Genomic DNA, 12874 nt, shown 5'->3' on the forward strand with positions numbered 1-12874 from the left:
ACCCGCCGCGGCGGGTTTTTTTACGTCTGCAAAAAATTACAGGTTGATCGGCACTTCGAAGCTGACGCCAGCGCCCACGTCGTCGGCGGTGCTGTGATCGTTGTCGGTGTACCACAGGCTGGTATCGAACTTAACCTGGGACGGGAAGGTGTAACCCCAACCGACCTGGACGCCCTTCAGCGTATCGGATTTCGGGAACGCCCGGTTGATGGTTTGGCTGTTCGGGTTCACCTTGGCGTACACCAGACGGGTGCTCCAGCGCTGACTGTCGTCCAGCACCAGCTCGACGCGGCCGGACAGCATCTGGCCGTCGCCACCCATCGCGTGGCCCAGCGGGTAGCCCTGTTGGTAGTAGCCGCCCTTGTAGACGTAGTGGTAATACATCACATTATTGTCGTGGCCATCGGAGCGTGTATCCGACCCTTCGATATACCAGTTGATGGTCGTTGGACCCCACTCTGGGTGCCCTTCCAGGCCCAACAGGTAGGCGTTATGCGAAGGCAGCATACCAGCTTCATCTTCGCCGGTGATTTGGCCATACAGGCTGACCGGCAGACCGAGGAGCGGCTGCAGCTTGAGTTTGAAGTCAAAGCCGCCCAGTTGGTTGCCCGGATCGTTTTTCGGATCGCCGGTGTTATCGTTGCCGGTTACGCCATCCCAGAAGGAACTCCAGGAGTGAGGGCGGCCTTCACCACCCCACATCATGACGCGTGAAGCGCCCAACTCCAGAAAGTCGGTCGGCATCATAGTGAAACGGCCGCCAAACAATTTGGTATGTGGGACAGAACTGTACTGCGACAGCTGGCCGGCGGACAGCTGGTATTGCCAGCGGCCGATCCACGACAGCCACGGGGTTTCAAACGGCGATTGGTCGGCGCGCTGCAGCATAAAGCCGGCGACCGGGCGCGCGGCGTCGGAGCGGATCAGGCTGCCGTCGTAACCCGGGCCCCACCACTGGGAAACCTCGCCGAAGGAGAGCCATTGGTTCCAGATCTTCACCGCGCCGTAGGAGCCGTTCATGTTGAATTTGGAACCGTCGCTGACACGCTGATCGCCTTCCACCGAGCCCTGCAGACGCACGTCCCAGAACTCGCCGTTGGCGCCGGCGCCGATGGTCAGGCGATCGTCGGCGTACTCGTTTTGGCCGAAGCCCTGCGGGGTGCCGGGTTTATCGGTCGAGGCGTAACCGCTGACGCGGATGTTGGCTTTCAGGGCGTCAACGCGGCGTTGCACGCGGTCGATGACGTTTTTCTCGGTGTTGGTCACCGGTTTGGCCTGCGCGATAACGGAACTGATCTCTTCCTGACTCAGCGGCCAGGTGGACAGGCTGACGTTGATGACGCCGCGGTCAGACAACCAGGCGAGATCGTTACGCAGATCGTTGTCAGGGGCTACCAGGCCGGCGGCGTGGCCGGACAATGCACAGGTAAACAGGCCTGCAGCGACCAGTCCGTTAAGTTTAGCGCGCATAAAGAATTCCCTTGTTAATTCGAGGTTATTGGTTTTATGTAAAGATCTCTGTGACCCATGATAGTTGACATTTCGATTTGCTACAAATCTATAAGCCAGAAACATCTTATTATAACGTGATGAATTAAATGGGGTTTAAAGTGCTTTCGCGAAGGGCGGAATTTTTAGGACAATGCCTATATTGGCACGGTTGAATCATATAAGCGGTATTCAGGAGAGGTTTTATGGCAAAAACGTCGCGTTCGATCATGATAGCGAAGGGGCTGCAGAGGGTGCTGAACGTGGGCTTGTTGCTGCTGGCGGCAATTCTGGTGGTGTTTCTGGTCAAGGAGACCATCCATCTGGCGAAGGTGTTATTTATTAACAGCGAAGAGTCGTCCTCTTACCTGTTGATTGAAGGCATCGTGATTTATTTTCTGTACTTTGAATTTATCGCCTTGATCGTCAAGTATTTTGAGTCGGGTTATCATTTCCCGCTGCGCTATTTTATTTATATCGGCATTACCGCGATTATTCGTTTGATTATCGTGGATCACAAAAATCCCATCGACACCCTGATCTACGCCGCGGCGATATTGGTGCTGGTGGTGACGCTCTATCTGGCCAACACCGACCGGCTGAAACGGGAGTAGCTGAGATAAAAATGGCGGCCAAAGGCCGCCAAAGACACAGGATATAATTACCCGTCATCTTTCAAGCGACAGCGTTGTTGACTGCACTCGCTAACCCCAGTTACTTACTGAAGTAAGCGCCTGGGCTTAGCGAGCTGGTCGCCTAGCTGTAACTTGAAATCCATAGGGTAAAAGATAAGGAAAAACATCAAACGCACTGCAGTGGCACAAATTACCCCTTCACGCCGCCGGCCGTCAGGCCGCCCACCAGCCAGCGCTGCGCCAGCAGGAACACGGCGGTAATCGGTATCGCCGATAGCACCGCGGCGGCGGCGAAGTCGCCCCACAGATAGTTCTGCGGGTTGAGATATTGCTGCATCCCCACCGCCAGCGTGTAGCTGTTCACATCGCGCAGCAGCAGCGACGCCACCGGCACTTCGGTGATGGCGGCAATAAACGACAGAATGAATACCACCGCCAGAATCGGCACCGACAGCGGCAACAGCACCAGACGGAACGCCTGCCACGGCGTGGCGCCATCCAGCGCCGCCGCTTCTTCCAGCGAATTGTCGATGGTTTCGAAATAGCCTTTGATAGTCCAGACGTGCAGCGCAATGCCGCCCATGTAGGCGAAAATCACGCCGCCGTGGGTGTTCAGGCCGATAAACGGAATGTACTGGCCCAGGCGATCGAACAGGGCGTACAGCGCCACCAGCGACAGCACCGCCGGGAACATCTGGAAGATCAGCATGCTTTTCAACAGCGTGCTCTTGCCGCGAAAACGCATGCGGGCGAAGGCGTAGGCGCAGGTGGTGGACAGCGTCACGATACCGATGGCGGTGATCGCCGCGATCTTGACTGAGTTCCACAGCCACAACAGCACCGGGAACGGCGGCGGCGTCACGCTGCCGTCGGCGTGGGTGACGCTGAAGCCGAGCGCCAGCCGCCAGTGATCCCAAGAGAGGGTTTCCGGTATCAGGCTGCCGGTGGCGAAGTTGCCGGCGCGCAGCGAGATGGCGACCACCATCAGCAGCGGAAACATGATCAGGGCGATAAAGCACAGCATCAAGATATGGGTGATCCACAGGCGCAAGCGCTGGGATTTGGGTTGAACCATGGCCATCGTTATTCTCCCTAATCGAAGTTCATCTTGCTGGCTTTCAAATTCAGGATCGCCAGCGCGCCCACCAGCAGGAAGATCAGCGTGGCGATGGCGGCCGCCAGGCCGAAGTCTTGCCCGCCGCCGCCTTCGAAGGCGATGCGGTAGGTGTAGCTGACCAGCAGATCGGTATAGCCGGCCGGCGTGGTGGTGCCGATCATGTCCGGGCCGCCGTTGGTCAGCAGCTGGATCAGCACGAAGTTGTTAAAGTTGAAGGCGAAGCTGGCGATCATCAGCGGCGTCAGCGGCTTGATCAGCAGCGGCAAGGTGATGCGGAAGAAGTTTTGCCACGGGTTGGCGCCATCCATCGCCGAGGCCTCGTACAGATCGTCCGGGATCGCTTTCAGCAGCCCCATGCACAAGATCATCATGTACGGGTAGCCGAGCCAGGTGTTGACGATCAGGATCATGCTCTTGGCGGTGAGCGGATCGCTGAACCAGGCGGGTTTGATGCCGAACAGATGGCTGAGCATCATGTTGATTTCGCCGAAGCTCTGGTTGAACAACCCTTTGAAGATCAGGATCGAGATGAACGACGGCACCGCATAGGGCAGGATCAGCAGCACGCGGTAGATCGCCTTGCCTTTCAGCGCCTCCCACTGCACCACGCAGGCCAACACCATGCCGACCGCCACGGTGAGGATCACCGTCATTACCGAGAACACGATGGTCCAGATGAAGATCGACACGAACGGTTTCTTGATGCCTTCGTCCTGCAGCACCCGCAGGAAGTTTTTCCAGCCGGTGGTGACGGTATAGCCGGGGCTCAGGGTTTCCTGCGCCCAGCCGCCGTCGGCGTTGATCGCCTGATAGAAGCCGATGTCGCCGTTCGGTCGATAGCGTACCTGGGTCTGGTTATTGGTCAGCGTGCTGCCGTCTTTGTCCAGCGCATACAGCGGACGGGTGCCGGAGAATTGGCGAAGAGAGCTCATGCGCAATTCACCGCCGTCGGGCAGTTGCGCCACCAGCTGGCTCAGCGCTTGCCGGTTCTGGGTGATCACCCGCAGCGTGGCGCGTTCGCCCTGCGGCGCGGCGCTCTGCGTGGTCAATGTCAGGGTTTGCGGCGCAGCGGCGTCGAGGCGGAAAGGCTCGGAAATCAACGGCTGTTCACTGTCCGGCGAGGTTAATTGCAGGCGCCATTGCTGATTTTCCGCCGGGTAGAGGCCGAAGGTGAAGGTTTTGCCGCTCTGGAACTGGCGTTGCATCAGCACCGATTGCGCGCGCTCAAAGGTCAGCTGGTTGGTGCTGCTGTAGTTGGTAAAGGCGATGGCGATGGTGCAGATCAGCGGGAACAGGACGAACAGTCCCATGCCGGCGACGCCGGGATACACATAGCGCCAGGCGTAGGCGCGGCGGTTGGCGAAGACGTAAAGTCCGGCGCTGACCAGGATCAGCGTCAGGATGGCGAACAGGTATTCACCCTGTGCATACATCAACACAATCAGGTAGCAGGTCACCAGGCTGAACAGGCCGACCACCAGCCATTTCAGCGCGTCGCTTTGCCACCACTTCGATTTTTTACGCGCAGGCGTCCCCGCGTGAGCGAATTGCATAGGGCGTTCCTTTCTGTGAAGCAATGGCGGGGCGCCACGGCGCCCCGCACGACGTCGTTACTTGGTGATGCGGGTCTGCACGTCGTCCAGCGCGGCTTTCACCGTCTGACGGCCGCTGACGGCGTTGATCACTGCACTGCGTTCGGCGTACCAGAAGGCGCTCATCTGCGGGATGTTCGGCATGATTTCCCCGTTTTGCGAGTTCTGCATGGTGGCGGCGATCTTCGGATCTTTGGCCAGCGCCTCCTGGTAGGATTTCAGCGCCACCGCGCCCAGCGGTTTGTCTTTGTTGACGTCCGCCAGCCCTTCGTTGGTCAGCAGGTAGTTTTCGAGGAACTCGGTCGCCAGCTCCTTATTCGGGCTGGCGGCGTTGATGCCGGCGGTCAGCACGCCGACGAACGGCTTGGACGGTTTGCCTTTGAAGGTCGGCAGCAGCGTCACGCCGTAGTTGATTTTACTCTGCTCGATGTTGTTCCAGGCCCATGGCCCGTTGATGGTCATCGCGGTCTGGCCTTTGTTGAACGCGGCCTCGGCGATCGAGTAATCGGTATCGGCGTTGATGTGTTTGTTTTTCACCAGATCGACGATGAACTGCAGGCCTGCCTGTGAACCGGCGTTGGCGACGCCGACATCCTTGATGTTGTATTTGCCGTTTTCATACTTGAAGGCATAACCGCCGTCGGCGGCGATGATAGGCCAGGTGAAGTAGGGTTCCTGCAGGTTCCACATGATGGCGCTCTTGCCGGCGGCGCGCAGCTGTTTGTCCAGCGCCGGGATCTCTTCCCAGGTTTTCGGCGGCTGTTTGACCAAGTCCTTGTTGTAAATCAGCGACAGCGCTTCGACGGCGATCGGGTAGCCGATCAGCTTGCCGTCATAGCGCACGGCGTCCCAGGTGAACGGGAACAGCTTGTCCTGGAAGGCTTTGGACGGGTGAATTTCGGCCAACAGGCCGGACTGCGCATAGCCGCCGAAGCGGTCGTGGGCCCAGAAAATGATGTCAGGACCGTCGCCGGTGGCGGCCACCTGCGGGTATTTTTCTTCCAGTTTGTCCGGGTGCTCGACGGTAACCTTGATGCCGGTGTCTTTTTCGAATTTCTTGCCGACTTCCGCCAGGCCGTTATAGCCCTTGTCGCCGTTGATCCAGATAACCAGTTTGCCTTCCTCAATCTTGGCGAAGGCGGAAGAAGAGAGCACCAGGGTGGCCAGTGCCGAGAGCGCCAGCGTGCGGGCGAGGGTAATGCTGCGAGTCATAATCCAGTCCTTCTTTTTGTGGGCACATAAATCAAGGAGAGACGTTTCGCGGTAATAGTGGGTCACAACGCGACATATTCTCATCCTCCCCCCCTCTACGCCCCTAAGATGAGGAGTGTGATCCAGTTAACGTTGTGCTCTATTCTGTGGCGTCAGGCACACAATAGGGGGGCGATTTTTGCCAGCCGGATCACAGATTTGCCTTAAGCGCGGAACTTCTCATCGCCGCGGTCGTTCTCTCATCCTCCCGCCTCCTCCCCCATGAAAAATCCTGTTACGGATGATTACCCTTTCCGGTGACTCCCGCACTATCGGCACATCGATTTTTAACGCCACGCGCAGCAGGGATACCGGATTTATGTCGTCAATGCCTATCGCCACTCAGCCCACCCTGTACCGGATCCATCCGGCCAGTTTCCGTGACGGAAACGGGGACGGCGTGGGCGACGCACACGGCATGCTGGCGGCGCTGCCGTACCTGAAAGCGCTGTCGATCGACGGCCTGCTGCTGCCGCAGACGCTGGCGCCGGAGGCCGAGGCGACGGTGACGGGCGAAGGGCTGACGCTGTGGTACGGCGATGAAGCCAACCGCGTTCGCAATGCCGTCGCGCCGCAGCGGTTCGCCCACGGCGCGCTGGCGCTGGACGTGATGCCGTTCAGCGCGGAGAAGCTGGCGGCGGTGTTGCACGCCCGCCGCGCCACGTTGGCGGACAGCCTGTGGAGCACCGGGGACGCCGAGCAGCCAAGAGTGGTCAGCCGCTGGGGGCAAGGCGATTTGCGTTCCGCCGCCGCCTTTTTGACGCTGTTGGCGACGTTGCCGGCGCCGATCTGCCTGTATCAGGGCGAAGAGCTGGGGCTGCCGCATGCCGCCGGCCTGCAGGATCCGCGCGGCGCGCGAACGCCGATGCCGTGGCATGAAGCCCCCGAACAGGTCACCGCCGGGGAGATCAGCTGGTATCAGCAGGTGGCGATCGAACACCGCGCATTGGCCATCAGCCGCCAACAGCACGACAGCCACTCCACCTTACGTTACTGCCAGGCGCTGTTGGCCCTGCGCCGTTCGCCGCTCATCCAGCGCGGCGAGCTGAACGCGGTCAGCCAGCGGGACGGCGTGGTGCGCTTACTTATTACCCATCAGGATCAATGCCTTGAAGCGCTGATAAACCTGCAGCCTTATACTCAGGCGGCCGCGCCGTCTGAGGCGACCTTGCCGTTGGCATGGCAGCACGGCGCGCAGCAAGAGGGTCATCAATGGGTTTTGGCGGGCTTTGCCTCCGCCATTTTCACACGACATGTTAACTGCGAAAGCAGGGGAGTAACGCATGGCTAGCGTGACACTGCGCAGCGTTTATAAGGCCTTCGGTGAGGCCGTGATTTCCAAAGACGTCAATCTGACCATCGAAGACGGCGAGTTTGTGGTGTTTGTCGGGCCGTCGGGCTGCGGCAAATCGACGCTGCTGCGCATGATCGCCGGGCTTGAGGACATCACCTCCGGCGACCTGCTGATCGGCGAGAAACGTATGAATGAGGTGCCGCCTTCCGAGCGCGGCATCGGCATGGTGTTCCAGTCCTACGCGCTGTATCCGCACCTGTCGGTGGCGGACAACATGTCGTTCGGCCTGAAGCTGGCCGGCGCCAAGAAAGCGGAAATCAATCAACGGGTGAACCAGGTCTCCGAGGTGCTGCAGCTGGCGCACCTGCTCGATCGGCGGCCGAAGGCGCTGTCCGGCGGGCAGCGTCAGCGTGTGGCGATCGGCCGCACGCTGGTGGCCGAGCCGGACGTATTCCTGCTCGACGAACCGCTGTCCAACCTCGATGCCGCGCTGCGGGTGCAGATGCGCATCGAGATCTCCCGTCTGCACAAGCGCCTGCAGCGCACCATGATTTACGTCACTCACGATCAGGTCGAAGCGATGACGCTGGCCGACAAGATCGTGGTGCTCGACGCCGGTCGCGTGGCGCAGGTCGGCAAGCCGCTGGAACTGTACCACTACCCGGCCAACCGCTTCGTCGCCGGGTTCATCGGTTCGCCGAAGATGAACTTCCTGCCGGTCAAGGTCACCGCGGCGGAGCCGCGACAGGTGCAGGTCGAACTGCCCAACCGCCAACTGGTCTGGCTGCCGGTGGAAGGCGCGGGCGTTCAGCCCGGCGCCAACCTGTCACTGGGCATTCGCCCCGAACATCTGCTGCCCGGCGAAGCCTCTGAAGTGCGGCTTACCGGCGACGTACAGGTGGTGGAGCAGCTCGGCAACGAGACGCAAATCCACATCCAAATCCCGGCCATCCGTCAAAACCTGGTGTACCGCCAGAACGACGTGGTGCTGGTAGAAGAAGGTGCCACATTCGCCATCGGCCTGCCGCCTCACCGCTGCCATCTGTTCCGTGAAGACGGTACGGCATGTAAACGGCTGCACCAGGAGCCGGGCGTTTAAAGCATCAAAGTCGGTATAACAGGAGAATAATGATGACTACTCTGCGCAAACTTCCTCTGGCACTGGCTGTCGCCGCCGGTGTTCTCTCTACTCAGGCGCTGGCCGTGGATTTCCACGGTTACGCCCGTTCCGGCATCGGCTGGACCGGCAGCGGCGGTGAGCAACAGTGCTTCAAGGCCACCGGCGCCGCGAGCAAATACCGTCTCGGCAACGAATGCGAAACCTACGCCGAACTGAAACTGGGGCAGGAAGTGTGGAAAGAAGGCGACAAGAGCTTCTATTTCGACACCAACCTGGCCTATTCGGTCTCGCAGCGTTCCGACTGGGAAGACGTGACGCCGGGCTTCCGCGAAGTGAACGTGCAGGGTAAAAACCTGATCGACTGGCTGCCGGGCTCCACGCTGTGGGCCGGTAAGCGTTTCTATCAGCGTCATGACGTTCACATGATCGACTTCTACTACTGGGATATCTCCGGCCCGGGCGCCGGTCTGGAAAACATCGATCTGGGCTTCGGCAAGCTGTCCGCCGCCGTGACCCGCAACTCCGAATCCGGCGGCTCTTACGGCTATCTGGATAACGAATGGAAACAGCGTCCGACCGTCAACGACACTTTCGACCTGCGTCTGGCCGGCCTGGAGCTGAACCCGGGCGGCACCCTGGAGCTGGGCGTGGACTACGGCCGCGCCAATGCGCAGGATAACTACCGCCTGGCGGACGGCGCCAGCAAAGACGGCTGGATGTTCACCGCGGAACACACGCAGAGCATCCTGAACGGTTACAACAAGTTCGTGCTGCAGTACGCCACCGACTCGATGACCTCGCAGAACAACGGCCGCAACGAAGGCGCCACCATCGATAACAACGGCAAGATGATCCGCGTGCTGGATCACGGCGCCATCGACTTCAACGATCAATGGGCGCTGATGTACGTCGCCATGTTCCAGGACATCGACCGCGACAACAACAACGGCACCACCTGGTACACCGTGGGCGTACGGCCGATGTACAAATGGACGCCGATCATGAGCACCTTGCTGGAAGCCGGCTATGACAACGTCAAATCCCAGCGCACCGGCGATCGCAACGGCCAGTATAAAGTGACCCTGGCGCAGCAATGGCAGGCGGGCAACAGCATCTGGTCGCGTCCGGCCATCCGCCTGTTCGCCACCTACGCCAAGTGGGATGAGAAGTGGGGCTACGCCACCGGCGATGATACCGGGTATAACGCCGGCACCGCATACAACGACACCAGCATGCATACCTTCAGCCGCGGCAAGGATGACGAAGTCACCTTCGGCGCCCAGATGGAAATTTGGTGGTAACGACAGGACGGGGAGGGCCGCAGGCTCTCCCCCAATCGCATTCGCCGCGGCCGGATCTCTTGCCTGATCCATCGCGGCGCTGAAAGAGGATATAACGATGAAAAAGAATCTGCTGTCACTCTGCCTGTCGCTGGCGCTGACCGTTGGCGCGCCTTTGGCGGCCAATGCCGATACGCCGGCCAACGTTTCCGTCGCGCCGGCCATCAGCGCCGCCACGCTGCAAAGCCTGCCGTGGCAGCCGTTGCAGCCGCCGGTGTCGCAAGAGGTGAAGCTCGACGCCGTCAGCCCGCAGCTCAATCAGGGCGAGATCCAGGGGGCGATCGCCGCCTATACGCTGCCGGCCGATCGCGGTTCGCTGGAAGTGACGCTGAGCAGCCTCGCCAAACACAATTCGCTGTACGCGCCGAGCGTGTTGGTGCTGGACGAGCATCTGCGCCCGGCGGCGTATTACCCGAGCAGCTATTTCCCTTACCAGCCGCCGGGAGCGATGTCCTCCGATCGCCTCGAAGGCACGCTGAAACTGACGCCGGCGCTCGGTCAAAAACAGATTTACCTGCTGGTGTACACCACCCGTCAGGATTTGGCGAAAACCACGCAGCTGACTAACCCGGCCAAGGCCTACGCGCAGGGCGTGGGTAATGCGGTGCCGGATATCCCGGATCCGATCGCCGGCCACGCGACGACCGGCACGCTGAAGCTCAAGGTGACCGCGGAACAGGGCACCGGCAACGTGATGATCGGCATGCTGCAGCCTGCGCCGACCGTGGCGCCGGTGGTGGTGGGATCAAGCGCACCGGCCGCGGCGGCGCCGATGCCGACGCCGGAGAAACCGGCGGAGCCGATGCTCAACGACACCGAAAGCTACTTCAATAACGGCATCAAGCAGGCGGTGAAGGCGGGCGATATCGACAAGGCGCTGAAGCTGATGAATGAGGCCGAGAAGTTGGGCTCTACCACTGCGCGTAAAACGTTTATCAGCAGCGTTAAAGGCAAGGGGTAACACCCGGCGCTGCCGATGCTGGCTCGATGATTGGTGCGCCTTGGCGCACCTTTTTTCATCCGCGCGCCAGCGTTGCGCCGATCAACGCCAGCAGACGGGCGTTGTCCACCTGCTGCATGATGCGCACCGGCTTGCCCTGCGGCGGCGGCATACCGACCGTCAGGCGCAGGCCGCCCGGCCGCCAACGGCGTGAGCTGCCGCGCGTCAACGCCCCTTCCAGCGCCACATCCACATGGAACATTTCGGTCGTGACCAACTGCGGTTCCAGCAGCCAGGCGATCACCAGCGCATCATGGATCCAGCAGCCCGGCAGGCGCCGCGTATGGCGCGAATAGTCGATCCACGGCTGCGTGGTGGCGCGCAAATAACGGCACAGCGGGGTATCCGGCTGGGTCAGCGCGGCCAGATCCGCCTGGGTCAGCATGGTCTGGGTGGTGACGTCCAGCGGCGCCAGCGTGATATTGGAGCCGCTGTTTAACACCAGCCGCGCCGCTTCCGGATCCAAACCAAAATTGGTGTCCTTGATGTATCCTTCGACGTTGAACACGCCGCCCATGATCACGATCTCTTTCACCGCCTGCGCCATCTGCGGGTACAGCTGCATGGCGTGCGCAACGTTGGTCAGTGGGCCGATCGCCGCCAGCGTGATCTCGCCGGGATGCCGGCAGATCAGTTCGCCGATGGCGATGGCGGCGTCCGGTGCGGGCGCGTTGGCCAGCGAGGGGGCGGGCAAGTCGCGCCACAGCGCTGCCAGCTTGGGATCGGCGATTGGGCGGTCCAGATGCGCGCGCCATGGCTCTGGCGGCTCGCTCAGGGCGCGCGCCGCGCCGAGGGCGACCGGTACCCGGTAGCCGCTCTGCGCCAGCAGAGCGGAGGCGACGGCGAAGCCCACTTCACGCGGGGTATTGCCGGCCACGATGCTGATCAGCTCCAGTTGCAGCTGCGGTTTGGCCGCCAGCGCCAGAGCCAGCGCCAGACCGTCATCGACGTTGGCGCCGGGAACGCCGTTGCCGGGATCGCAATCAATGATTAAACGCATAGTAAGATGTCCTGAAAAACCGCTAACAGCCGCACGAGTGGCGGATGCGCAGTTGAAAAGCGAATTCATGCAGCTCGGCGGGCGCGGCGCCGGCGGCCAGCATGGCGATGGCCCGCTTGGCCATGGCGTCGATCGGCTGCTCGACCGCGCTGAGCGGCGGCACGCTGAATTCGGATTGCTGCGTGCCGTTAAAACAGATCAGCGCCAGATCGTCCGGCGCGCGCAGCCCATGTTCCGCCAGCGCCGACAGGCAGCCGAGCGCCTGCTGCTCGTTGGAGGTGAAAACGGCGCGTGGGCGCGGGCCTTGCACCAGGCGCTGGGTGGCCTGGTAACCGCCCTGGCGGGTGTAGGGCACCTCGAAAATCCATTCGTCGCGCGGCGCGATGCCCGCTTCCAGCAGCGCATCGCGCCAGCCGTTCAGGCGATCCTGCGCGTTGAGCATGGTCAGCGGGCCGATAAAAATGCCGATGTCGCGATAGCCGTGCTGCAGCAGATGGCGGGTCGCCTGGCAGGCGGCGTCGCGCTCGTCGACGCGAATGGCGCAGACGCCGGCCTGGCTGTCGATGGTATCTATCATCACGCAGGGCGTGCCGGAGGCGCGGATCAGATCGAACCACGGATGGCGATCGACGCTGGTGTACAGCAGGCCGTCGACCTGGCGGCGCAGCAGGTTGTTGATCAGCTCATATTCGCGCTGCCGGTCGTCGCCGGCGTCGCCCAGCAGCAGCACGCGGCCACGGCTGAAGGCTTCCTGCTGCAGCGCCCGCGCCAGCGTGGCGAAGAACGGGTTGGAAATATCCGGCACCACCAGCCCGTAGGTTTGCGTGCTGCCGGAGGCCAGCGCTCGCGCGATGTCGTTCGGCCGGTAGCCGGTCTGCTCGATCGCCGCCAGCACGCGCAGCCGGGTGGCTTCCGCCACCGGGCGCGGGCCGTTGTTGATCACGTAGCTGACCACGGCGACGGAGGTGCCCGCTATGCGAGCCACGTCGGCGCGGGTAACGCGGCGCGCGGAGTGATTATCCAAATTGAGGTCCTGT

At 61.3% G+C, this 12874-nt stretch carries 11 protein-coding genes; 5 read left to right on the plus strand and 6 right to left on the minus strand.

Annotated elements, in window-relative coordinates:
• Positions 1 to 36: 36 nt before the first annotated feature.
• On the minus strand, positions 37 to 1470 hold the full coding sequence (locus WFM45_RS15265; RefSeq protein ID WP_336956314.1) for a capsule assembly Wzi family protein: 1434 nt from the start codon (positions 1468 to 1470) through the stop codon (positions 37 to 39).
• Positions 1471 to 1694: 224 nt separating this feature from the next.
• Between WFM45_RS15265 and psiE the strand changes: the two genes are divergently transcribed.
• A complete protein-coding gene (gene psiE, locus WFM45_RS15270) occupies positions 1695 to 2102 on the plus strand; it encodes a phosphate-starvation-inducible protein PsiE (protein WP_015379238.1) in 408 nt (135 codons plus the stop codon).
• A 211-nt stretch (positions 2103 to 2313) separates the two neighbouring features.
• Here psiE and malG read toward each other — a convergent pair whose 3' ends face one another.
• Genes malG through malE form a run of 3 tightly spaced genes read right to left on the minus strand, consistent with a single transcriptional unit; the run spans position 2314 to position 6044 of the window.
• A complete protein-coding gene (gene malG / locus WFM45_RS15275; protein ID WP_015379237.1) occupies positions 2314 to 3204 on the minus strand; it encodes a maltose ABC transporter permease MalG in 891 nt (296 codons plus the stop codon).
• Positions 3205 to 3215: 11 nt separating this feature from the next.
• Entirely contained in the window at positions 3216 to 4793 is a 1578-nt protein-coding gene (gene malF / locus WFM45_RS15280) for a maltose ABC transporter permease MalF (RefSeq protein ID WP_033631964.1), read from the minus strand.
• 57 nt (positions 4794 to 4850) lie between these two features.
• Positions 4851 to 6044, minus strand: a complete 1194-nt coding sequence (gene malE / locus WFM45_RS15285; RefSeq protein WP_033631965.1) for a maltose/maltodextrin ABC transporter substrate-binding protein MalE — start codon at positions 6042 to 6044, stop codon at positions 4851 to 4853.
• Positions 6045 to 6402: 358 nt separating this feature from the next.
• Between malE and WFM45_RS15290 the strand changes: the two genes are divergently transcribed.
• The 4 genes from WFM45_RS15290 (at position 6403) to malM (ending at position 10798) form a co-directional block, all read left to right on the plus strand.
• Entirely contained in the window at positions 6403 to 7374 is a 972-nt protein-coding gene (locus tag WFM45_RS15290; RefSeq protein WP_336956318.1) for an alpha-amylase family glycosyl hydrolase, read from the plus strand.
• Entirely contained in the window at positions 7367 to 8476 is a 1110-nt protein-coding gene (gene malK, locus WFM45_RS15295) for a maltose/maltodextrin ABC transporter ATP-binding protein MalK (RefSeq protein ID WP_016930284.1), read from the plus strand. Before WFM45_RS15290 ends, malK begins: the two co-directional genes overlap by 8 nt.
• A gap of 32 nt (positions 8477 to 8508) precedes the next feature.
• Positions 8509 to 9798, plus strand: a complete 1290-nt coding sequence (locus WFM45_RS15300) for a maltoporin (RefSeq protein ID WP_015379233.1) — start codon at positions 8509 to 8511, stop codon at positions 9796 to 9798.
• 97 nt (positions 9799 to 9895) lie between these two features.
• The gene (gene malM / locus WFM45_RS15305; RefSeq protein WP_103086073.1) at positions 9896 to 10798 is read left to right on the plus strand and encodes a maltose operon protein MalM; all 903 of its coding nucleotides are present in this window, start codon (positions 9896 to 9898) and stop codon (positions 10796 to 10798) included.
• A 55-nt stretch (positions 10799 to 10853) separates the two neighbouring features.
• Here malM and WFM45_RS15310 read toward each other — a convergent pair whose 3' ends face one another.
• Positions 10854 to 11837, minus strand: coding sequence for a nucleoside hydrolase (locus WFM45_RS15310; protein WP_336956321.1), 984 nt, complete (start codon positions 11835 to 11837; stop codon positions 10854 to 10856).
• A gap of 22 nt (positions 11838 to 11859) precedes the next feature.
• A complete protein-coding gene (locus tag WFM45_RS15315; RefSeq protein WP_048325669.1) occupies positions 11860 to 12861 on the minus strand; it encodes a LacI family DNA-binding transcriptional regulator in 1002 nt (333 codons plus the stop codon).
• Between the last annotated feature and the right edge of the window lie 13 nt (positions 12862 to 12874).

The sequence above is a fragment of the Serratia sp. KG1D genome (genome assembly GCF_037150675.1).
GTDB lineage: Bacteria > Pseudomonadota > Gammaproteobacteria > Enterobacterales > Enterobacteriaceae > Serratia > Serratia nematodiphila.

Excerpts from the sequence above, each read along its gene's own strand:
- WFM45_RS15290 (WP_336956318.1), top strand. The coding sequence starts at position 6,403 with ATGTCGTCAATGCCTATCGCCACTCAGCCCACCCTGTACCGGATCCAT.
- malM (WP_103086073.1), top strand. The coding sequence starts at position 9,896 with ATGAAAAAGAATCTGCTGTCACTCTGCCTGTCGCTGGCGCTGACCGTT.
- malG (WP_015379237.1), bottom strand. The coding sequence starts at position 3,204 with ATGGCCATGGTTCAACCCAAATCCCAGCGCTTGCGCCTGTGGATCACC.
- WFM45_RS15300 (WP_015379233.1), top strand. The coding sequence starts at position 8,509 with ATGACTACTCTGCGCAAACTTCCTCTGGCACTGGCTGTCGCCGCCGGT.
- WFM45_RS15310 (WP_336956321.1), bottom strand. The coding sequence starts at position 11,837 with ATGCGTTTAATCATTGATTGCGATCCCGGCAACGGCGTTCCCGGCGCC.
- WFM45_RS15265 (WP_336956314.1), bottom strand. The coding sequence starts at position 1,470 with ATGCGCGCTAAACTTAACGGACTGGTCGCTGCAGGCCTGTTTACCTGT.
- psiE (WP_015379238.1), top strand. The coding sequence starts at position 1,695 with ATGGCAAAAACGTCGCGTTCGATCATGATAGCGAAGGGGCTGCAGAGG.
- malF (WP_033631964.1), bottom strand. The coding sequence starts at position 4,793 with ATGCAATTCGCTCACGCGGGGACGCCTGCGCGTAAAAAATCGAAGTGG.
- malK (WP_016930284.1), top strand. The coding sequence starts at position 7,367 with ATGGCTAGCGTGACACTGCGCAGCGTTTATAAGGCCTTCGGTGAGGCC.
- malE (WP_033631965.1), bottom strand. The coding sequence starts at position 6,044 with ATGACTCGCAGCATTACCCTCGCCCGCACGCTGGCGCTCTCGGCACTG.